Raw genomic sequence first — 20,940 nt, 5'->3', positions numbered from 1 at the left:
GGCCGCATCTGTTCGTAGCCTCGTCACATGCCCAATCACACGATCCGCATCCGGGGTGCCCGGACCAACAACCTGAAGTGCCTGGACGTGACCATCCCGCGCGGCCGGCTGGTCGTCTTCGTCGGGGTGTCGGGGTCGGGCAAGTCGTCACTGGTGTTCGACACGATCGCGGCGGAGGCGGGGCACCAGCTCAACGAGACGTTCCCGCCGTTCGCCCGCAACCGGCTGCCGAAGTGGACGCGCCCCGAGACCGAGGAGATCGAGGGGCTCTCGCCGGTGGTGGTGATCGACCAGCGCAGGATCGGCGGGAACGCCCGGTCCACGGTGGGCACGATCACCGACGCCTGGACCTACCTGCGGCTGCTGTTCTCACGCGTCGGCTCGCCCCACCTGGGCGAGTCGAACCGCTTCTCCTTCAACGACCCGGCCGGCATGTGCCAGGAGTGCTCCGGACTCGGCGAGGTCGTGGTCAGCGCCGTCGAGCGCTTCCTGGACCCCGACAGGTCGCTGGCCCAGGGCGCGATCCTGCTGCCCGGGTTCGGCGACGGCGGCTACTGGTACTCCCAGTACGCCGACATCGGCAGCTTCGACGCCGGCACCCCGCTGCGGGAGTGGACGCAGGACGAGCGCGAGGCGCTGCTGTACGGCGGCGAGCACGCCGCGCGGCTGGGCACCAGGCCCCCCAAGGACTACGAGGGCGTGGTGGAGCGCTTCGAACGGATCTATCTGCACACCTCCGACAGCCTGTCCGACCGCAAGAGAGAGGTCATCGCCCGCTTCACCCGATCGGGGACCTGCCCCGCCTGCCACGGCGACCGCCTCAACCAGGAGAGCCGTACCGTCACCGTCCTGGGGCGCACCATCGGCGAGATGGCCCGCATGGAGATCACCGAACTCGCCGGCCTGGTGGAGGGGGTGGACGACCCGGCCGTCGCCCCGGTCGTGGCCGCCCTCACCGACAGGCTCCGGGCCATGGTCACCATCGGGCTGGGCTATCTGCACCTCGGCCGCGCCACCACCAGCCTGTCCGGCGGGGAGTCGCAGCGGATCAAGACCGTCAAGCATCTGGGCAGCAGCCTCATCGAGATGCTCTACATCTTCGACGAACCCACCGTCGGCCTGCACCCGCACGACATCGCCTCCATGACCACCCTGCTGCGGCGGCTGCGCGACAAGGGCAACACCGTCCTCGTCGTCGAGCACGACCCCGCCGTCATGGAGATCGCCGACCAGATCGTCGAGATCGGGCCGGACGCGGGCACCGGCGGGGGAGAGCTGGTGTTCCAGGGCACCTTCGAGGAGCTCCGTACGGCGCGCACGGCCACCGCCGCGGCCCTCGGCGACCGGACGCCGGTCGCCGCCGAGCCGCGCACGGCCACCGGCGCGGTCACGGTGACCGGTGCCACCCGCAACAACCTCAAGAACCTGACCGTCGACATCCCCACCGGGATCCTCACGGTCCTGACCGGGGTCGCGGGATCGGGCAAGTCCAGCCTCGCGGCGGAACTGGTCGCCCAGCACGACGCGGTCGTGATCGACCAGCGGCCGGTCGGCGCCAACCGCCGCTCCACCCCCATCACCTACACCGGGATCGCCACCTCGGTCCGCAGGCTCTTCGCCCGGCACAGCGGCCTGCCCGCCGGGCTGTTCAGCGCCAACTCCGAGGGCGCCTGCCCCGGCTGCGGCGGGCTGGGCGTCATCTACACCGACCTGGCCTTCATGGACGGCCAGGAGACGGTGTGCGAGACCTGCCACGGGCGGCGTTTCACCGCAGAGGTGCTGCGCCACCGGGTCAACGGGCTGTCCATCGCCGACATCGACGAACTGACGATCAGCGACGCCGTCGGGCAGCTGCCCGACGAGCAGATCCGCCGGGCGCTCGTGCACCTCGAACGGGTCGGGCTCGGCTATCTGCGCCTCGGCCAGCCGCTGACGACGCTGTCCGGCGGCGAGTGCCAGCGCGTCAAGATAGCCAGGGAACTGCGCGAGGCCGCCGGACCGGCCCTCTACGTGCTGGACGAGCCCACCACGGGCCTGCACCTGCGCGACATCACCGTCCTGCTCGGCGTCTTGGACCAGCTCGTCGAGCGCGGGCACACCGTCGTCGTGATCGAGCACAACCTCGACGTCATCCGGCACGCGGACTGGGCCGTCGACCTCGGCCCGGGCCCCGGCAGGCACGGCGGCCGGATCCTCTACCAGGGGCCGGTCTCCCGGATGAGCGGCACCGTCACCGCCGCCGCTCTGCAGGAGGCGTAGGCGAGTACGGCGGGCCGCCGGTCTGGCCCGCGGTGGCGGCCCAGCTGGCCAGGAGCCGGAGTCCGGCCTCCGAGTCGCTGCCGGGTTCGGCGCCGCAGGCCGCCTCGATCATGGGGGCGTACAGGGCGCGGCCGAGGGCGTCGGTGGCCAGGATGTCGCCGCGGCCGTTCCTGGCCCGGCGGGAGGTCAGGAACTCACGGACTTGACTACGGTGGTCCACTCTTCCCAGGTTAGGCCGCCCCGCACCCGGCAGGGGTGCCCCTGCCGGTACACCCTTCAGCAGTGCCTTCTTCCCACTCTCTATTCACCGCTGCGCCGCTGGGGGGCCGGCCCGGGCAAGAAGGTCGCCGTCGTCGGGCTCGGCGGGCTGGGCCACCTGGCCGTCAAGATCGCCCACGCCATGGGCGCCGAGGTCGCCGTGCTGTCGCAGTCGCTGAAGAAGCAGGAGGACGGCCTGCGGCTGGGGGCGACCCACTATCACGCCACCGGTGACCCGGGCACGTTCGAGCAGCTCGCCGGCCGGTTCGATCTGATCGTCAACACGGTCAGCGCCCGCATCGACGTCGACGCCTGCCTCGGTCTGCTCGCCGTCGACGGCACCCCGGTCAACGTCGGCGCCCCCGCCGAGCCGCTGAGCCTGAAGGTGTTCCCCCTCATCGGCGCCCGGCGCTCCTACGCCGGATCGATGATCGGCGGCATCGCCGAGACGCAGGAGATGCTGGAGTTCTGCGCCGCCCACGGCATCGGCGCCGACATCGAGCTGATCTCGGCCGAGCAGATCAACGAGGCCTACGCGCGGGTCCTGGCCTCCGACGTCCGCTACCGGTTCGTCATCGACACCGCCACCTTCGGCTGACGCACGGCGCGACCGGCCGGCACGCGCCCCTTCCCGCATCCGGAGGCTCCTGCCGTTCACCGCCGGCGGCGGGGCTCCCTCACCTGATCGTGGAGGAGGTCACCGACGGCCGGCCGCCGGCGCCGAGGAAGAAGACGCCGGGGAAACCCGCGGTCTCGAAGCCGGCGCTGCGGTTGCGGCGCAGCGTGGAGCGCTCGACGCGCAGGGTGCCGGTGCGGTCGTTGCTGACGAAGAAGACGGCTCCGCCGCCCTCGCGGGCGTGGTTGTCGGTGATGACCGACCCGGCGATCCGCACGGTGAACCTGTTCCCGTCGGCGTAGACGGCCCCGCCGCTGCCGCCGCCCGGGGTCCCGGCCTTCGCCGGGTTGGCACCCCGCCCGACGGCCCTGTTGTGGGTGAAGACGCTGTTGAGCACCTCCCACGACACCCCGATGCTGCTCAGCGCGCCGCCGTTGGAGCACACGCCGCCCTGGCCGGCGGCCCCGCCGAACGTGCTGCCGACGACGTGGACCGGCAGGTCGCGCGACTGGTCGAGCACCCGGATGGCGGCTCCTCCCACGTCCGGGCCGGTGGGATCGCAGCGGTTGCGGACGAACCGGGAGTTGATCACCGTGAGCCGGCCGCCGCGCACGAAGATCGCCCCGCCCCCGCCCCCGTCGAGCCGCTCCCCGGTGGCGTCGCCGTCCGCGAACGTCAGGTTCTGCACGGTGAGCCGGGGGGTGCTCTGGTCGTCACAGTGCGAGGTGGTCCACACCTGTGCCTTGTCGCAGGTGTTCATGTAGAGGATCCGCCGCTTTCCCGCGCCGCTGAGCGTCACCTTCCCACCGCCGTCGATGACGACGCGCGGGCTGGTGTTGCGGACCTTGGCGGTGGCGGTCAGCTTGATGGTCACCGGCCGGGGGCCGCAGGAGAAGGTGATGACGCCGCCGGCGGCGACCGCCCGCACCACGGCCCGCGAGGTGCAGCCGGCGGGCGTGCCGTCGCCGACGACCCGCGTCGGCCGCGAGGTGTCGACCACCCGGGCCTCGGCCGGTACGGCCGCGCGGCCGCGGGGGTTCCCCGGGCCGGGCGCCCCCGACGCCGCGGCCGGCGGCTGGCCGATCCACGCACATGTCAAAGCAGTGATTCCCGACACCACTGGGACAAGGAGGGCGTTACGCCGGAATCGCATGGGCCGAGGCTAACGGGAGAGCGATGACCGCATTGCCGCTTTGGCGGGATCCGCCGCCTGACGGAGTCCTCGGCGACGGGATCCGCCGCCGCGCGAGGTCTCCCCGGCCGTCAGGCGTAGTGGCGGTAGATCGCCTGGGCCACGCAGGCGGGCCTGTCGCCGCCGTCGATCTCCACGGTGAAGGTCAGGTGCATCTGCACACCGCCCTTGACCTCCTCCACCGCGTCCACGACGCCCGCCAGGCGGATCTTCGCGCCGACCCGGACGGGGCTGAGGAAACGGACCCTGTCCAGGCCGTAGTTGACGCTCATGGAGACGCCGCCGATCTCCAGCAGCCGGTTGAACAGGGGGATGATCAGGGACAGGGTCAGATACCCGTGGGCGATCGTGGCGCCGAAGGGGCCCTTCGCGGCACGTTCGGGATCGGTGTGGATCCACTGGTGGTCGCCGGTGGCGTCGGCGAAGGTGTTCACCCGGTCCTGGGTGATCTCCATCCACTCCGTGCGCCCGAGGTCGGTTCCGGCCAGGGCCTTCAGCTCGTCGAGCCCGTGGGCGGTGGTGGTCATGGCGGGGGTCCTTTCGACGTGGACGGGGGTCAGAGGCCGGCGGCCGGGGCCGCGTGGGAGGCGCGGAGTGCGGGCTTGAGGATCTTTCCCGAGGGGGTGCGCGGGATCGTCTCGGCCCAGACGACGGACTTGGGGATCTTGTACTTGGCGAGCTGTCCGTGCAGGAAGCCCAGGATGTCCCCGGCGGAGGCGGCGGAGCCCGGCCTGAGCACGACGACGGCCCGGCCGACCTCGCCCCAGACGGCGTCCGGGACGCCGATGACGGCGCAGTCGGCGACCTCGGGGTGGAGCAGGATCGCCGACTCCACCTCGGCCGGATAGACGTTCTCCCCGCCGGAGACGAACATGTCCTTGACCCGGTCGACGATGTAGGCGTAACCGTCCTCGTCCGTCCGGCCGACGTCCCCGGTGCGCAGCCACTCGCCGCGGGCGAGGGGCTGCGCGCCCCAGTAACCGGTCATGACGTTGGGGCCCTGGACGGTGATCTCGCCGTTCTCGCCGGGTACGGCGTCGCGGCCGTCGGAGCGCACCACGCGCACGTCGGTGAAGAAGTGCGGCACCCCGGCCGAGCCCGCCTTGGCCACGGCCTGCTCGGCGGGCAGGTACAGGACGCCGGGGGAGGCCTCGGTCATGCCGTACCCCTGGCTGAAGGCCAGGCCGCGCTCCAGGTAGGTCTCGATGGTGCGCATCGGGACCGGGGCGCCGCCGCAGTTGAGCGTGCGCAGGCTCGACAGGTCGGCCCCGGCCCAGCGGGGGTGGGCGGCCATCGCGTCGAACATGGTCGGCACGCCGAACATCTGCGTGATCCGCTCGGTCTCGATCAGCTCCAGCACCCGGCCGGGGTCGAAGGCGCTCAGCAGCACCACCCGGCCGCCCTTGAGCAACGTGGGCAGGCACGTCATGTTCAGCCCCGCGGTGTGGAACAGCGGGGCGACCACGAGCGTCACCTCGCCGGCGGTCAGGTCGGTGTCGATCAGGACGTTGACGCTGTTCCAGGTGATGTTGGCGTGCGAGAGCACGGCCCCCTTGGGACGTCCGGTCGTCCCCGAGGTGTACATGATCATGCAGGGGTCGCCGGGGGAGACCGGCTCGTCGATCGGCTCGTCGATCGGCTCGTCGATCGGCTCACGGCCGGAGGCGGAGATCAGCCGCTCGTAGTCCTCCAGCGGGAGGCGGTGCGGAACCTCCAGCGCCGCCGCGGCCTCGGACGGGGCGTGGACGAGCACCGCGGCGCCGGAGTCGGACAGGTTGAAGGCCAGTTCCGGTACGGCCAGCCGGGTGTTGAGCGGGACGAACACCGCCCCCAGCGCCCCGGCCGCGAACAGCGTCTCCACGAACGAGGGGTGGTTGGGCCCCAGGTAGGCGACCCGGTCGCCGTGCCGCACCCCCAGGCCGCGCAGGGCGTGCGCCAGGCGCAGCACCCGTTGGTGCAGCTCCCGGTAGGTCGTCTGGCGCCCCTCGTGCACGAGGGCGATCCGGTGGGGGGTCTTGCGGGCCCGGCGCGCGGGCCACGACCCGATGCCCTGGTTACGCACGGCCGTCCCCCCTCACTTGGCGTCCAGGCCGAGCAGCCGGGCCGCGTTGTCCTTGAGGATCAGCGGCCGGACGTCCGGCTTGATGTCGAGCCGCTCGAAGTCGGCCAGCCAGCGGTCGGGTGAGATGACCGGGTAGTCGGAGCCGAACAGCACCTTGTCCTTCAGCAGGGTGTTGGCGTAGCGCACCAGCTGCGGCGGGAAGTACTTCGGCGACCAGCCCGACAGGTCGATGTGGACGTACGGCTTGTGCGTGGCCACCGCGAGCGCCTCGTCCTGCCAGGGGAAGGACGGGTGCGCCAGGATGATGCGCAGCTCGGGGAAGTCCACGGCCACGTCGTCGACCAGCATGGGATCGGAGTACTTCAGCCGGATGCCGCCGCCGCCCGGCACACCCGCGCCGATGCCGGTCTGCCCGGTGTGGAACAGCGCGGGCACGCCCAGTTCCTCGATGACCTCATACAGCGGGTAGGCGATCGGGTCGTTGGGGGCGAAGCCCTGGATGCTGGGGTGGAACTTGAAGCCGCGCACCCCGTGCTCCTCCACCAGCCGCCGGGCCCGCCGGGCGCCCGCCCGCCCGCGCCAGGGGTCGACGCTGGCGAAGGGGATCAGGATGTCGGCGTGCTCGGCGCAGGCGGCGGCGATCTCCTCGTTGGGGATCGGCGGGTGCCCGGTGGCGGTCTCGGCGTCGACGGTGAAGACCACCGCGGCGATGCGTCGCTCGCGGTAGTGGGCCGCCATCTCGGCGATGGTCGGCTCCCGGGCGCCGTGCACCTTGAAGTAGCGGGCGGAGGCGGCCGACAGCTCCGGGCTGAGCGAGTGGTGCCCGTCGGCGGAGATCTCCGCGTGGGTGTGCACGTCGATGGCGACGAGGTCGTCCAGGTTGATCGACGTCATCATCGGGTCCTTTCGCGGGCGGTTGAGCGGGCGGTTGAGCGGGCGGTTGAGCGGGCGTTGAGCGGGCGGTTCAGGCGCCGGGCGCCTGCGGGGCGGGGATGCCGTAGCTCTGCGGCTCACGGCCGACCGAGACGGGCCAGGCGGCGGCGATGGCGCCGGCGCTCCAGCCGCCGTCGGCGTAGGCGGTGACGACCTCCTGCGGATGCGACCACAGGGCGAGCCTGTCGCCGCCGACGCCCACGCACTGGCCGGTGACCCCGGCGGCGGCCTCGGAGGCGAGGAAGACGACGAGTCCGGCGACGTCCTCGGCGGTGCCGAAGCCCTCGGCCTTGCGCAGCCAGTCCGGCAGCGGCTCGCCCCTGCTCTCCAGCGCCTCGATGTGGGGGGCGAAGGCCGGGATCGTGCGGGTCATCCCGGTCGCCGCGACCGGGACGACCGCGTTGACCGTGACGCCCGAGCGGGCCAGCTCCAGCGCCCAGGTCCGGGTCATCGCCGCGATGCCGGCCTTGGCCGCGGCGTAGTTGGTCTGGCCGAAGTTGCCCCGCTGGCCCGCCGGGGAGCAGGCGGTGATGATGCGGCCGCCCCCGCCCTGCTCGCGCATGCGGATCGCGGCGGCCCGGGCGCAGGTGAACGTGCCGCGCAGGTGCACCCGGACCACGTCGTCGAAGTCCTCATCCGACATCTTCCACAGCACCCGGTCACGCAGGATGCCCGCGTTGGCGACCATGACGTCCAGCCGGCCGAAGGTCTCGACGGCGCGGTCCACCAGCGCCTGCGCGGTCTCGCCGGTGCCGACCGGCGCCACCTCGGCGACGGCCCGCCCGCCCGCGGCGGTGATCTCCTTCACCGCGCGCCCGGCGGCCCCGGCGTCCACGTCGTTGACCACGACCGCCGCGCCCGCCGCGGCCAGCGCGGAGGCGTAGGCGAAGCCCAGGCCGCGTCCGCCGCCGGTGACGATCGCTGTCTTTCCTGTCAGATCCACTGGAGGACTCCTCATCTCATGCGACTGCGCACCCTGACGTTAGACATTGATTCATCGGCCGTCAATGAATTGTCGAACTTCATTGGGCGGCCCTACACTTGCCGCGTGACGACACCGGACGCTGTGATCGGCAACCCCGTGACCATGGACGAGACGGACGGGCAGACGGGCTCGCCGCGGCCGCAGTCCCTGATGCTGAGCTTCCTGGGCCTGCACGTCCTGGGCCACCGGGTCGCGGTCTACTCCGGCAGCGTCATCGACGTGCTGGCCCGGGTGGGCGTCTCGGAGGAGGCCGTGCGCGCCACCCTGGCCCGGATGGTCCGGCGGGACCTGCTGGCCCGGCACCGCCGGGGCCGCAAGATGTACTTCGGGCTCACCGAGCGCTCCCGCGCCGTCCTGCGCGACGGCCACGACCGTGTCTGGAGCGCCGGGGCGGTCAACCGGGAGTGGGACGGCACCTGGACCCTGGTCGGCTTCTCCCTGCCCGAGGCCTGGCGCCGTCAGCGGCACGACCTGCGCACCCGGCTCATCTGGGCGGGGTTCGGCCCGCTGCAGAACGGCCTGTGGATCGCTCCAGGCCAGGTCGACGTCCCCCGCGTGGTCGCCGATCTGGGCCTGGACGACCACCTCAACGTGATGCGGGCCCACGCCGCCGAGCCGACCGAGGCCGCCCAGCTCGTCCACCGCGCGTTCGACACCGCGGGCATCGCCGCCCGCTACCGCGCCTTCCTGGAGCGCTGGGACCGCCCCGACCCCGTGCCGGCGGTCCCCGACGACTTCACCCGCCAGCTGCTGCTGCACACCGACTGGCTCCAGCTGGTGCGCTCCGACCCCCACCTGCCGGCCGAGCACCTGCCCGACGACTGGCCGGCCATCCGCGCCGAGCACCTGTTCCGCGCGCTGTCGCACCGCTACGACGCCACCTCCCGCGAGCAGGCCGCGCTCACCCTGGACACCGTCGCGACGTCGGACGGATGAGGCCCGGCCCGGCTGCGGGCCGGACGAGGCGGTGCCGTACGGCGCGCCGCGGGGTCAGCGGGGCGGTGCCGTACGGCGTGGCGGGTTCAGCGGGGGGCGATCGGGGTGAGCCGGGGCGCCCGGTCCTCGATCGCCTGGGCGGCGTCGAGGACGACGTCCTCGGCGAACCGCCCGCCGATGAGCTGGACGCCGACGGGGAGCCCGTCGGCCAGGCCCGCCGGCACGGAGACCCCGGGGAACCCCAGGACCGGCACGGCGGTCATCGGCCACTGCGCCGCGATGATGGCGCGCCCGCGCACCGGGTCGTCGATGTCGGCGTCCTGCTCGAAGGGCGGCTCGGCGCTGACCGGGGTCAGCAGGATCCTGTCGCGGCCGAGCAGCTCCTGCAGGCGGGTGATGAGCGTCGCCCGGCGGGCCCAGCCCTGGATGTAGGCGGCCAGGTCGGGCCGCTCGCCCCACAGCTCGGCGGCGTACTCGTAGGCGTAGCCCATGTGGGTGCGCAGCGCCTCGTCGCCCATCTGCAGCATGCCGGGCAGTCCGGGCCGCATGTCCTCGAACAGCAGCAGGGACCACAGCCGCGCGGCCTCGGCCAGCAGCGGCAGCTCCAGCTCCTCCACCTCGTAGCCCGCCTCGGCCAGCCACCGCGCCGCGTCGTCCAGCGCCTCGCCGACGGCCGGGTGCGGCTTGGCCAGGCCCACGTCGCGCACGAGCCCGACCCGGACCGGTCCCGCCGCGGGCGCGGCCCCGGGCAGCGCGGGCACGCCGAACGGATCGCGCAGGTCGGCGCCGGCCATCACCCGCAGGGCCAGGCGGGCGTCGGCCACGGTGCGGCCCATCGGGCCCTCCACCGCCCAGGACTGGAAGGTGAGCGGACCCTCGATCGAGGTGTCCTCGGGCGCCGTCCAGTTGGAGACCAGGCCGACGGTCGGGCGGATGCCGACCACGCCGCAGCACGCCGCGGGGAAGCGGATCGACCCGCCGATGTCGTTGCCCTGCGCCAGCGGCGTCATGCCCGCGGCCAGGGAGCTGGCCGCGCCGCCGCTGGAGCCGCCCGGCGTGTGGCCGGCGCTCCACGGGTTGAGGGTCCTGCCGTGCGCGTCGTTGGCGGAGAACCAGCGCACCGAGAACGCGGGGGCGTTGCTCCGGCCGAGGAAGATCGCACCCGCCCCGCGCAGGGCGCCGACGCAGGCGTTGTCCCGCGCGGCCGTCGCCTCGGCCAGGGCGGGCAGCCCGTGGCTCATCAGGCGCCCCCGCTGCGGAGTGTTGATCTTCGTCGAGACCGGCACCCCGTGCAGCGGGCCGAGCTCCTCGCCGGCGGCCACCGCCGCGTCGGCCCGGCGCGCGTCGGCCAGCGCCTCCCCGGGACGGACGTCGACCAGGGCGTTCAGGACGGGGTTGACCTCCTCGATCCTGCCCAGGCAGGACTCCACGACGTCGACCGCCGAGATCTCCCGGGTGCGGATTCGCGCCGCGAGCTCGGTCGCGGACAACTGCCAGAGTTCCATGCCTGCTCCTAGGCGATCATAAGTGGGAGGGCCCCTGTGCGCGGGCGCCGGTGGCCGGTCCCCGGGCGGGGGACGGCGGCGGCCGGGGGCGCTCTCACGTCGGCGATGCCGAGGAGAGTACGTCATGCAACGCTGATGTACAACGGTGTTGTATATCCGGTCCCTCTCTCGTTACCCTGCCGACATGCCTGTGGAGATTGACATCGCCCGGCGCCTGGCGACCATCGCCGACGCCACCTTGGAGATCGTGGCGACGGAGGGGATCGACGGGGTGACCATACGGGCCGTGGCCAGGCGGGTGGGTGGTTCCACCACGCTCGTCACCAACTATCTGCCCACCCGCGAAGCCCTGCTGCGCAACGCCGTCGAGCACGCGATCGCGTCCTGGGGGGAGGAGATAGGGCAGGTCGTCGAGGGCGCCGCCGAACGGGAGCGATTGTCGGCCGTGGCCCGCTGGGCGTGCTCGACCCAGGGCAACGACCAGGTGTTGCGCCGGCTCTTCATGGAGATCCTCGGCCGCGGCGGGCCGGAGTCGGAGGCGCTGAGGGTCCTGCGGGAGGACGCACGGCAGAGCCGCGACCTGCTGGCCGAGGCCGCCCGGGGCGCGCGGGCGGCGGACGCCGAGTTCGCCGCCGACGTCCTGCACCTCGTCTTGCGCGGGTTCTATCTGTCCAGCCTGGAGGATCCCGAACGCTGGAGCGGGGAGCGGATGTCCCCGCTCATCGAGCGGCTCGTCCCTCTCCTGGCCGCAGCGCCTCCAGCATCTGCACCGCCAGGGCCTTCATGCCCGCCTGGCGCGACGGCGGAAACGGCAGCGGCGCCAGGGTCGAGTGGCCGAAGGCCAGGCAGATGAGGGCGTAGGCGATCTGCAGGCTCTCGGCCGACTCGCACCCGGGCACCGCCTCGCGGACCGTCCTGGCGATCTCGCGCTCCAGCCGGCTGTAGCTGTCGTAGATCCGGCCGCGCAGCCGCAGGTCGTGCATCGCCCCGCTGATCAGCGCCTCGATGACCAGGTCGTCCTCGTTGCGCGCCATCTGCGGCCCGAAGAGGAAGTCCACCAGCGCGGGCAACCGCTCCTGCGGCGCATGGCCGTTCAGGGCGGCGTGCATCGCCTCGAAGTACGGCGTGATGACGTGGTCCCACAGGGCGTCGATGAGCTCGTCGTGATTGCCCATGTAGTGCCGGATGTGCGAGCGGCTCATGCCGGCCGCGGCCGCGATCCGCTCCTGCGTGGTCCCGGCCAGGCCGTACCTGGCCACCGACTGGGCGGCGGCCCTCAGGATCTGCCCGCGCCGTTCGCCGGCGAGGCTCGGCCTTCCCATCCGCCCGCCTCCATCGCAGTAGTTTTGCGCAGATAACAATTAACTACCTTTTCAGCATAGCACCGTGATCATCGGTGCTTCCCGGGCATGCGCTCCTTGTTTGAGTCTTCCCAGGTCGGTCCCGTACCGGCAGTTCGCATTTTTGTTTTGCAGTATTGACAATCAATTGGAGAGCAACCACGCTGAGTGGCACGGCCTGGGCATCGGGTCCGCTCTCCTCCACCGCGCGGACGCGGCAGGTCGATCACCTCGCGCCCCTGCGCGCCTCGCAGCGCCACAGCGGGGATCACCCCCTCCCACTCGGCGACGCAGTTCGTCTCGGCCCGCATCAGCATCACGAAGGGTCCACCCATGACACGTCCCCGCCTCACCGCGCTCACCGCGGTCCTCGCCGGTGCCTGCACGCTCGCCGCCTGCTCGGCGGCGCCCGGCGACGGCGGCCCGGCCGCCGGGCAGGCGACCGCCCCGGTCATCACCACCTCCGCTCCGGCCCCGACCAAGGACGTCGACTCCGTCACCTGGAACCTCTCCACCGGTGAGCCCGCGACAGTGGACCCGGCCCAGGCCGGCGTCGAGTCGATCAGCACGATCGTGGGCAACATGTGCGAGGGCCTGTTCACCCTCGGCCCCGACTACCGGCTCCAGCCCGCCCTGGCCACCGGGTTCACCCATCCCGACCCGCTCACCTACGTGATCAGCCTGCGCAAGGGCGTGAAGTTCTGGGACGGCGAGCCGGTCACCGCGCAGGACGTCCTCTACAGCGTCAGGCGCATCCTCGACCCCAAGCTCGGCTCCTCGTGGATCGGCTGGGCGGTGAACCTGGAGGGCATCGAGGCCACCGGTGACGACGAGATCACCGTCAAGCTGAAGAAGCCGGACGTCATGGTCCCCAACTTCTTCGCCATGCCCGCCTTCTTCGTCGTGCGCAAGGACTTCGCCGAGAAGGCGGGCAAGGACTTCGGCACCGCCAAGAGCGGCGTGATGTGCACCGGCCCCTACAAGTACGGCTCCTGGACCCAGGGCCAGAACGTCACGCTGAGCCGCAACGACGCCTGGTGGAACACCGGGGTCAGGCCCAGGATCAAGGACCTGCGCTTCACCTTCGTCACCGATCCCTCCGCCCAGACCGCGGCGCTGGTCAGCGGTGACGTGGACGGCCAGTTCATCGTCCCGCGCGCCGCCCACGAGCAGCTCGCGGCCAAGGGCAACATGCTGTACGGCACGAGCCTGTCGCCCACGTTCCTGGCGGTGCTCAACCCCGGCGGCGCGCTGTCCGACCCCGCCACCCGCCAGGCCCTGCGGGCCCTGATCGACTACAAGGGCGTCATCGGCTCGGTCTACCGGGGTACGGCGCAGCCGCTGCGGGCCCTGGTCCCGCCGGCGGCCTGGGGCTACGCCCAGGACGTCTTCCAGGCGGAGTACGACAAGCTGCCCGAGCCGGTCCAGGACCTGGAGAAGGCCAAGTCCCTCGTCGGCCGGTCCGCCAAGGCGAAGGAGAAGATCGTCCTGGCCTACCTGACGGCCAGCGAGGAGGAGACCCGGACCGCCACCGCGATCGCCGACGCCGCCACCCGGGCAGGCATGACCATCGAACTGAGGCCGCTCACCGGCGAGCAGTTCGGCGCGGTCTTCGCCGCCCCGCAGGCGCGCGCCGGCATCGACCTGTTCCTGGTGACCGGCTATCTCGACTTCCCCGAGCCGCTGTCGTACTACCAGTTCTTCACGAGCGGCAGCTTCTACAACTTCCCCGGGTACAAGAACACGGACTACGACGCCGCGATCTCCGCCGCGATGACCACGGAGGACCCCGCCGCCCGCGCCCGCGAGGTGGCCAAGGCGCAGGCCCTCATGGCCGAGGATCTGATCAACATCCCGATCGCGACGCAGTACGTCAACGTCTACTACGGGCCGGAGCTGACCGGTCTCGTCCCGCGGCAGAGCTATCTCAACACGCCGTGGGCGACCACCCTCGGCGGTAAGTGACGATGAAGCCCACGCAGAGGCGGCGCACGTTCGCGGGCTGGATCGGCAGACGCGCCCTCGGCGGAGTCCTCACCGTCCTGATCGCGTCGATCCTCATCTACGGCGCGCTCCGGCTGGTCCCCGGGGACCCGGTCCTGGCGGTGACCGGCGGACGCCGCCTCACCCCGGAGCAGATCGAGGCGCTGCGTCACCGCTACGGGCTCGACCGGGGCTTCGCGCAGGGGTATCTGGCGTGGATCGGCGACGCGCTCCGCCTGGACCTCGGGACGTCGCTGAACTACCAGACCGGCGTCACCTCCCTCATCGCGGACCGGCTCGGCGTGTCCGGCCTGCTGATCCTGTACTCGGCGCTCCTGGCGATCGTGTCCGGGTCCGCGGTGGCGCTGGTGTCCGCGGTCAAGGGCGGCCCGGTCAACCGGGTCGCGGGCATCGCGGCGGCGGTCACCACCGCCACGCCGACGTTCGTGTCGGCCATCGGGCTCCTGGCGCTCTTCTCGGTCGGCCTCGGCTGGTTCCCCGCCACCGGCGCGGGCACCGGCCTGGCCGATCGGCTCTGGCACCTGACCCTGCCCGCGGTCGCCATGGCGCTGGTCGCCTTCGGCGTCCTGGCCCGGGTCGGCAACGCGGCGTTCACCGAGGAACTGCGCCGCGAGCACGTGGAGGTGGCGCGCAGCCGCGGGGTGGGCGGCGCCGCGGTGATCGGCAGGCACGTGGTGCGCAACGCGCTGGCGCCCATGCTCACGATCGTCGGCCTGCTGTTCGCGAGCCTGTTCGTCGGCACCGCCGTCGTCGAGACCGCCTTCGGCCTGGACGGCGTCGGCTCCCTGCTGGTCGGCTCCGTGTCCCGGCGGGACTTCCCCGTCGTGCAGGGCATCGCCCTCATCGCGGTCCTGCTGTTCGTGGTGATCAACACCCTGGTGGACCTGGCGATGCCGTTCATCGACCCGCGCGTGACGGTCGGAGGGCCGAGCCGATGACCCTGACGATCCCCGCGCTCCGGGCACGGAGCGCCAGGAGGCGCCGGCGGCGGCCGCTCGCCGTCTCGCTCGCGGTCGCGTTCCTGATCCTCCTCACCGTCGCGGGGCTGCTGGCCCCGGTGCTCGCGCCGCACTCCCCGGACGCCACCAGCCTGCTGAACTCCCTGCTGCCCCCGGGCGCCGGGGAGCACTGGCTGGGCACCGACTCCACCGGCCGGGACGTGCTGTCGCGGATCATGTACGGCGCCCGCCTCTCACTGCTCGCGCCCCTGGGGGTGGTGCTGCTGTCGGGGGTGCTCGGGATCGCGATCGGCCTGCTGGCCGCCCGTGCGGGAGGCTGGGCCGACGCCGTGATCTCGCGCGGCATGGACATCGTCTTCGCCTTCCCCAGCCTGCTGCTGGCGATGCTCGTGGTGGCGGTGACCGGGCCGGGGCTCACCGCCCCCATCTGCGCCCTGGCCGTCAGCTACACGCCCTTCGTGGGCCGCGTCGTGCGCAGCGTGGCGATCCAGGAGGGAGCGCGGCCGTACATGGAGAGCTACCGCGTCATGGGCTTCGGCGTGCTGTGGGTGACACTCCGCCACCTGCTGCCCAACGTGATGCCGGTCCTCATCGCGCAGAGCGCGCTGGCCTTCGGCTACGCGCTGGTGGACCTGGCGTCCCTGTCCTACCTGGGGCTCGGCGTGCGGCCGCCGGACGCGGACTGGGGCTCGATGATCAGCCAGGCGCGCAGCGCCATTCTCCAGGGGGAGCCGTGGAGCGGGCTGCTGCCCGGCCTGGTGGTCCTGCTGACGGTGGTGAGCGTCAACGTGCTGGGTGAGCACATCGGCGGATCAATCGCCGGCAAGAGGGAGGGATCGTGAGAGTGCTCGCGAAGAAGACACCCGCGCGCCGGGAGGCCCCGGACGGGGGAGCCGGGGATCGGCGCGACGCCCTGGGCGTCTCGGGGCTGAGCCTGACGCTCGGCACCGGGGTCCCCCTGCTGGCCGACGTCACCGTCCGGGTGGGCCGCGGGGAGACCGTCGGCCTGGTCGGGGAGTCCGGCTCGGGCAAGTCGCTGACGGCCAGGACCGCCCTGGGCATGCTGCCCCGCGGCGCCCGCGCCACCGGCGAGGTCACGGTCGCCGACGTCGACGTGCTCGCCGCCGGGCGCAGGCGGCTGCGCGAGCTGCGGCGCACCCGGGCCTCGATGATCTTCCAGGACCCCAGGGCGTCGATCAACCCGGTGCGCCGCATCGGCGACTACCTCACCGAGGGACTGCGGGCCCGCGGCGTGCCCGCGCGCGCCGTGGCCGGCAGGGCGCTGGAACTGCTCGACCAGGTCGGCATCCGCGACCCGGGGGGCGCCCTGCGGTGCTTCCCGCACGAGTTCTCCGGCGGCATGCTCCAGCGGGTCGTGATCGCCGGGGCGCTGTCCACGGAGCCGGAGCTGCTGCTGGCCGACGAGCCCACCACCGCCCTCGACGTCACCACCCAGGCCGAGGTGATCGCCCTGCTGAAGGACATGCAGCGGGCGCACGGCACCGGCATGCTCTTCGTGACGCACGATCTCGACCTGGCCGCGGCCATCTGCGACCGCGTCTACGTCATGTACGCCGGCCGCATCGTGGAGGAGTCCACCGGCTCCGGGCTGTTCGGCGCGCCCGCGCACCCGTACACCCGGGCGCTGCTGGAGGCGAGCCCGTCCGTGCACGGCGACAGGGTCGCGATCAGGGCCATCGCGGGACGCCCGCGCTCGCTGGCCGACTCGCCCACGGGCTGCTCGTTCCGCGACCGCTGCCCGCTGGCCGGCGACGACTGCGCCGAGACCGTGCCCGCCCACCGCCCGCACGGGCAGTCCCTGGCCGCGTGCCTGCGCCCCGGGCAGGTGACGCCGTGACCTTTCCGCCCGGAGGCCTGCCGTCCACGTCGGGAGATCCGATGAACGCGCCCGTGCTGAGCGTGACGTCGCTGGTGAAGAGGTTCGGGCACCTCACCGCGGTCGACGACGTGAGCTTCGAGCTGATGCCCGGCGCCTCGCTCGGGATCGTCGGCGAGTCGGGATCGGGCAAGACGACCACGGCCCGCATCCTCGCCGGGCTCGAACAGCCGACCTCCGGGACCGTCACGCTCGACGGCGAGATCGTCGGCGGGCAGTCGCGCCGCGCGCGCCTGCGGCAGGCGCGCCTGCTTCAGATGATCTTCCAGGATCCCTACGGCTCCTTCGACCCCCGCCGGACCGTCGCCGAGTCCATCGCCGAACCCCTGCGGCTGCACGCGCCCGGCCCCGCCGCGGCCCACCGGGCCCGCGTCGGCGAACTGCTCGACCAGGTCGGGCTGAGCGCCCGGGCGGGGGAGTCGCTGCCGCGCGAGCTGTCGGGCGGGCAGCGCCAGCGCGCCGCGATCGCCCGCGCGCTCGGCATCGCGCCGCGCGTGCTGGTGCTGGACGAGGCGGTCGCCGCGCTCGACGTCTCGATCCAGGCGCAGATCCTGACCCTGCTCGACGAGCTGCGCAGGGACACCGGCATCTCCTACGTCTTCGTCAGCCACGACCTGGCGGTCGTGCGCTACATCACCGACACGGCCGTCGTCATGCGGCACGGCCGCATCGTCGAGCGCGGCGAGACCGAGCAGATCCTGCGCAGCCCCCGGCACCCCTACACCCGCCTGCTGCTCGACTCGATCCCCTCCCCGGGCTGGGACCTCGACCGGGTGGCCCGGGACCGCCGCGCGCTCGACGCGCTCTGAGCCGCCCGCACCGCTTCCCCTCGCCTTCTCGAACCACGGAGACACCACGTGCTGACCATCAAGAAGACAGGCCCGGCCGCCGTGCCCCACGACGCCGAGCAGGTCATGATCCCCATGCGGGACGGGGTACGGCTGGCCGCCGACGTCTACCGCGCCGGCGCCGCGGATCCGGCCGGGACGCGGCCGGGCGCCGTCGTGCTGGTGCGCCTGCCGTACGACAAGAACGGCACGTACTGCTTCATGCCCCGCATCGGCCGCTACTTCCTGGCCCGCGGCTACACCGTCGTCGTCCAGGACGTGCGGGGCAAGTACCGTTCGGAGGGCTCGACCGAGTTCGCCCTGCACGAGACCGACGACGGATACGACACCGTCCAGTGGCTCACCGAGCAGCCGTGGTGCGACGGCGACGTCGTCATGTGGGGGGACTCCTACTACGGCTACACCGCCATCGCCGCGGCGATCGGCGGTCACCCCGCCCTCAGGGCGATCGCCCCGCGCTTGACGGGCTCACAGCTGTCGACGGTGCTGGAGCACGGCGACGGCACCCGCGACGTCGAGCAGACCAGCCGAAAGTTCTACTTCGCCTCCCACTACGTGGACGCCGACCGCTACGAGTGGGAGCCCGACTGGGCCCGCCGCCCGCTGAGGGAGACCTTCGAGGAGTTCTTCGACAGGCTCGGCAGGCGCTCGCCCAATTTCGACGGGGAGTTCGAGGGGGAGTCCCGCTTCGTGCCGCCGCCGCTGAAGGCGCTGCTGGCGGCGCCCGCCGTACCGGCCCTGTACACGATCGGCTGGTTCGACAACTGCGCCGTCTGGTCCTGGCACGACGTGCGCGCCCTGCTCCGGGACCCGGCCTGGGCCGCCCGCCTGCACCTGCGCCTGGAGGCCATCGACCACGAGAACTACTGGCTGGGTCAGGCCCCCGTCGCCCCGCACCACGACCACACCGTCGACCCCGCCGCGCTGGAGCGGTTGCTGCCCCGCTATCTCGACCCCGCGATCGAGTTCTTCGACGCCGTCCTCGGCCGCTCCGGCGGCCTGGCGGGACTGCCCCGGGTGCGCTACGAGGTCTGCCACGGGCAGTGGCGGGAGAGCGAGGCCTGGCCGCCCCGGCAGGCGCCCGACCTGGAGTACCACCTGTCGCCGGACCTGGGCCTCACCACGTCGCCGGCGCCGGAGGAGAGCGTGCTGGGCTGGACCCACGACCCGTCCGACCTCGTCCCCTCGGCGGGGGCGAACCCCTTCGCCGCCCTGTTCGACCGCGCGGACCTGGGCGCGGCGGGGGAGCGCGAGGACGTGCTGCGCTTCACCGGGCCGGCCGTGGACCGGGACGCCGACCTGGTCGGCACCGTGACCCTGTCGCTGCGCCTGTCGGCCCCGGCCGGTGCGCACGTCCACGCGCGGGTGCTGGACCTGGAGCCCGGCGGCGGTGCGTTCCTGGTCGCCAAGGGCCAGGTACGGCTCGACGCGCCCGCGGCGGGGGAGGAGGTCATCGTGGACCTGCAGAGCATCGCCTACCGGCTGCGCGCCGGCCACCGCCTCGCGCTCGACGTCATGAGCAGCGACTTTCCCGACTTCGTCGCCGAATGCCCGCCCGGAGCCGACCCGTGGGGCAGCGCGCCCGGCGAGCCGGCCACCAGGGAGATCACCCTGGGCGGCTCCCGCCCCTCCTGCCTGCGCGTCGGCCACTGGCAGCCCGACCGGCTCCGCCAGGCCCGCGATCACCGCGACGCCGCCTCCTGACCGCCGTCCCATGATCCACCAGCACACCCTTGAGGACCCGAACATGCCCGACACCCCGTTCACCCCGGCTCTGACCTTCGCCTTCGAGATCCGCGCCCGCCTGGAGCCCACCATGCACGTGGGGCACGGCGACGGCGAGAAGACCGAGTTCACCCCGATCGTCGGCGGTACGGTCGACGGCCCCCTGCTGCGCGGGGTCGTCCTGCCCGGCGGCGGCGACTGGTCGAACACGCGCGGCCGGGTGTGCGAACTGGACGCCCGCTATCTCCTGCGGGCCGAGGACGGCGCGGTGATCGACATCGTCAACCGCGGCTACTATCACGAGGACGGCGACGGCCCCGACCAGTTCGACGGCGATCTCCAGGTGACCAGGGCCGGCGTGTACTACCGCACCTCGCCCACCTTCCGCACCGACGCGCCGGCGCACCGATGGCTGTCGCGGACCGTCTTCGTCGGCCTGGCCCGGGAGGCGGAGGAGCACTCCGTGGCCATCCGCATGTACGCCCTGCTCTGAGAGGATGGTCTGGACGGTACCGGCCAGACCATCCGCGATAACCCTTTGCCGGTCGGCGCGGCGGCAATCGAAACTCGCCGGATGACTGTCGGCGGAGTGCGCGAGATGATCGACGAAATAGCGGGCGTTCCCGCGCTGGTCCGGTTCCAGGGCTCGCCGGAACGCGCCGCCGAGCGCGGCACGGTGCTCTTTTACCACGGCTTCTCCGGCCACAAGGAGAAAATGACCGCCTACCTGACCGGGATCGCCGAAGCCGGATTCCTGGCGGCCGGGCTCGACGCCGTCGGGCACGGTGCACGCCGACGACCGGACTTCGACGAAGTCTTCTCCGACGAGCGCTGGGAGGCCGACTTCGAGGCCACGGAGTCGGACTTCATCGCTGTCGTCCAGGACACCGCCGCCGAGGTTCCCGCCATCATCGACGCACTGTGTGATCGCGGGTGGGCGCATCCGGACCGCGTGGGCATCGCCGGGCGGTCACTGGGGGCCGAGATCTCCTACCTCGCCGTCCTGGTCGACCCGCGGCTCCGCGCCGCCGCACCGATCGTCGGCAGCCCGCAATGGGCACTGCCCCGGCCCGAGAGCCCGCACCGGCACCCGGAGCGCTTCTTCCCCGTCGCGATCCTGTCGCAGGCTGCCGAGAATGACGAGTACGTCCCGGCCTCCGGCATCCGTGCCTTCCACGATCTCCTCGCGCCGCACTACATCGCCGACCCTTCGCGCCTTGAATACGTCGAATACCCGGGTGTGGGGCATTTCCTCTCGACCCAGTTCAACGACCAGACGATCCACCGCGTAGTCGCCTGGTTCCGCCGCTGGCTCGGCGGCAGCTCGTGATGGCGCCGCAGCACGGCGACGCGATGAGGCCCCGTCCCTCAGCGGGACGGGGCCTCATCGGGCCTCGGCGGGGCCTTGCCGGTTCAGGGCC

General features: G+C 72.5%; 19 protein-coding genes and 1 pseudogene. 12 read left to right on the top strand and 8 right to left on the bottom strand.

Going from position 1 to position 20,940, the window contains the following annotated elements:
- The first annotated feature begins 27 nt into the window (after window positions 1–27).
- A complete protein-coding gene (locus tag Pta02_RS39225; RefSeq protein ID WP_203880118.1) occupies window positions 28–2,259 on the top strand; it encodes an ATP-binding cassette domain-containing protein in 2,232 nt (743 codons plus the stop codon).
- Here Pta02_RS39225 and Pta02_RS39220 read toward each other — a convergent pair.
- On the bottom strand, window positions 2,231–2,479 hold the full coding sequence (locus tag Pta02_RS39220) for a hypothetical protein (protein ID WP_203880117.1): 249 nt from the start codon (window positions 2,477–2,479) through the stop codon (window positions 2,231–2,233). The two genes, Pta02_RS39225 and Pta02_RS39220, sit on opposite strands and share 29 nt — an antisense overlap.
- On the opposite strand from Pta02_RS39220, the gene Pta02_RS39215 reads away from it, so the two are divergent.
- Window positions 2,471–3,115, top strand: a complete 645-nt coding sequence (locus Pta02_RS39215; protein ID WP_275423656.1) for a zinc-binding dehydrogenase — start codon at window positions 2,471–2,473, stop codon at window positions 3,113–3,115. The genes Pta02_RS39220 and Pta02_RS39215 overlap by 9 nt on opposite strands.
- Window positions 3,116–3,194: 79 nt before the next feature.
- On the opposite strand, the gene Pta02_RS39210 is transcribed toward Pta02_RS39215, so the two are convergent.
- The 5 genes from Pta02_RS39210 to Pta02_RS39190 all read right to left on the bottom strand — a co-directional run bounded on the left by Pta02_RS39210 (window position 3,195) and on the right by Pta02_RS39190 (window position 8,263).
- Window positions 3,195–4,232, bottom strand: a complete 1,038-nt coding sequence (locus Pta02_RS39210) for a hypothetical protein (protein ID WP_203880115.1) — start codon at window positions 4,230–4,232, stop codon at window positions 3,195–3,197.
- A gap of 164 nt (window positions 4,233–4,396) precedes the next feature.
- Window positions 4,397–4,852 (bottom strand): MaoC family dehydratase, encoded by a 456-nt coding sequence (locus tag Pta02_RS39205; protein WP_203880114.1) that lies wholly within the window; start codon window positions 4,850–4,852, stop codon window positions 4,397–4,399.
- Window positions 4,853–4,881: 29 nt separating this feature from the next.
- Window positions 4,882–6,387: an acyl-CoA synthetase gene (locus Pta02_RS39200; RefSeq protein ID WP_203880113.1), complete on the bottom strand. Its 1,506-nt coding sequence runs from the start codon at window positions 6,385–6,387 to the stop codon at window positions 4,882–4,884.
- 12 nt (window positions 6,388–6,399) lie between these two features.
- Window positions 6,400–7,281: an amidohydrolase family protein gene (locus Pta02_RS39195; protein ID WP_203880112.1), complete on the bottom strand. Its 882-nt coding sequence runs from the start codon at window positions 7,279–7,281 to the stop codon at window positions 6,400–6,402.
- 70 nt (window positions 7,282–7,351) lie between these two features.
- The gene (locus Pta02_RS39190; RefSeq protein WP_203880111.1) at window positions 7,352–8,263 is read right to left on the bottom strand and encodes an SDR family oxidoreductase; all 912 of its coding nucleotides are present in this window, start codon (window positions 8,261–8,263) and stop codon (window positions 7,352–7,354) included.
- A 105-nt stretch (window positions 8,264–8,368) separates the two neighbouring features.
- Between Pta02_RS39190 and Pta02_RS39185 the strand changes: the two genes are divergently transcribed.
- Entirely contained in the window at window positions 8,369–9,241 is an 873-nt protein-coding gene (locus Pta02_RS39185) for a PaaX family transcriptional regulator (RefSeq protein WP_203880110.1), read from the top strand.
- Window positions 9,242–9,327: 86 nt separating this feature from the next.
- Here the strand turns inward: Pta02_RS39185 and Pta02_RS39180 are convergent, their stop codons facing one another.
- Complete coding sequence (locus tag Pta02_RS39180; RefSeq protein WP_203880109.1) at window positions 9,328–10,746, bottom strand: amidase; 1,419 nt, start codon at window positions 10,744–10,746, stop codon at window positions 9,328–9,330.
- A 184-nt stretch (window positions 10,747–10,930) separates the two neighbouring features.
- Between Pta02_RS39180 and Pta02_RS39175 the strand changes: the two are divergent.
- Window positions 10,931–11,422, top strand: a pseudogene (locus Pta02_RS39175) (TetR/AcrR family transcriptional regulator); the annotation flags it as partial.
- A 43-nt stretch (window positions 11,423–11,465) separates the two neighbouring features.
- Here the strand turns inward: Pta02_RS39175 and Pta02_RS41720 are convergent.
- Complete coding sequence (locus Pta02_RS41720; RefSeq protein WP_239131569.1) at window positions 11,466–12,068, bottom strand: TetR/AcrR family transcriptional regulator; 603 nt, start codon at window positions 12,066–12,068, stop codon at window positions 11,466–11,468.
- A 351-nt stretch (window positions 12,069–12,419) separates the two neighbouring features.
- On the opposite strand from Pta02_RS41720, the gene Pta02_RS39170 reads away from it, so the two are divergent.
- The 8 genes from Pta02_RS39170 to Pta02_RS39135 all read left to right on the top strand — a co-directional run bounded on the left by Pta02_RS39170 (window position 12,420) and on the right by Pta02_RS39135 (window position 20,849).
- Window positions 12,420–14,051: an ABC transporter substrate-binding protein gene (locus Pta02_RS39170; protein ID WP_203880107.1), complete on the top strand. Its 1,632-nt coding sequence runs from the start codon at window positions 12,420–12,422 to the stop codon at window positions 14,049–14,051.
- A gap of 2 nt (window positions 14,052–14,053) precedes the next feature.
- Window positions 14,054–15,028, top strand: coding sequence for an ABC transporter permease (locus Pta02_RS39165; RefSeq protein ID WP_203880106.1), 975 nt, complete (start codon window positions 14,054–14,056; stop codon window positions 15,026–15,028).
- Window positions 15,025–15,891: an ABC transporter permease gene (locus Pta02_RS39160; RefSeq protein WP_203880105.1), complete on the top strand. Its 867-nt coding sequence runs from the start codon at window positions 15,025–15,027 to the stop codon at window positions 15,889–15,891. The genes Pta02_RS39165 and Pta02_RS39160 overlap by 4 nt, the downstream gene beginning before the upstream one ends.
- Window positions 15,888–16,907, top strand: coding sequence for an ABC transporter ATP-binding protein (locus Pta02_RS39155; protein WP_239131568.1), 1,020 nt, complete (start codon window positions 15,888–15,890; stop codon window positions 16,905–16,907). Before Pta02_RS39160 ends, Pta02_RS39155 begins: the two co-directional genes overlap by 4 nt.
- A gap of 41 nt (window positions 16,908–16,948) precedes the next feature.
- Window positions 16,949–17,755 carry an ABC transporter ATP-binding protein gene (locus Pta02_RS39150; RefSeq protein WP_203880104.1) on the top strand — a complete coding sequence of 269 codons (807 nt, stop codon included), beginning with the start codon at window positions 16,949–16,951 and terminating at the stop codon, window positions 17,753–17,755.
- A gap of 48 nt (window positions 17,756–17,803) precedes the next feature.
- Window positions 17,804–19,498, top strand: a complete 1,695-nt coding sequence (locus Pta02_RS39145) for a CocE/NonD family hydrolase (RefSeq protein WP_203880103.1) — start codon at window positions 17,804–17,806, stop codon at window positions 19,496–19,498.
- Between the two features lie 43 nt (window positions 19,499–19,541).
- Complete coding sequence (locus tag Pta02_RS39140; protein WP_203880102.1) at window positions 19,542–20,012, top strand: DUF3237 domain-containing protein; 471 nt, start codon at window positions 19,542–19,544, stop codon at window positions 20,010–20,012.
- A gap of 105 nt (window positions 20,013–20,117) precedes the next feature.
- Window positions 20,118–20,849: a dienelactone hydrolase family protein gene (locus tag Pta02_RS39135; RefSeq protein WP_239131572.1), complete on the top strand. Its 732-nt coding sequence runs from the start codon at window positions 20,118–20,120 to the stop codon at window positions 20,847–20,849.
- The last annotated feature ends 91 nt before the right edge of the window (window positions 20,850–20,940 follow it).

Source organism: Paraplanobispora takensis (assembly GCF_016863195.1).
GTDB lineage: Bacteria > Actinomycetota > Actinomycetes > Streptosporangiales > Streptosporangiaceae > Planobispora > Planobispora takensis.
The sequence above is the reverse complement of the archived record's forward strand: the minus strand, read 5'-3'. Positions and strand labels throughout refer to the sequence as shown.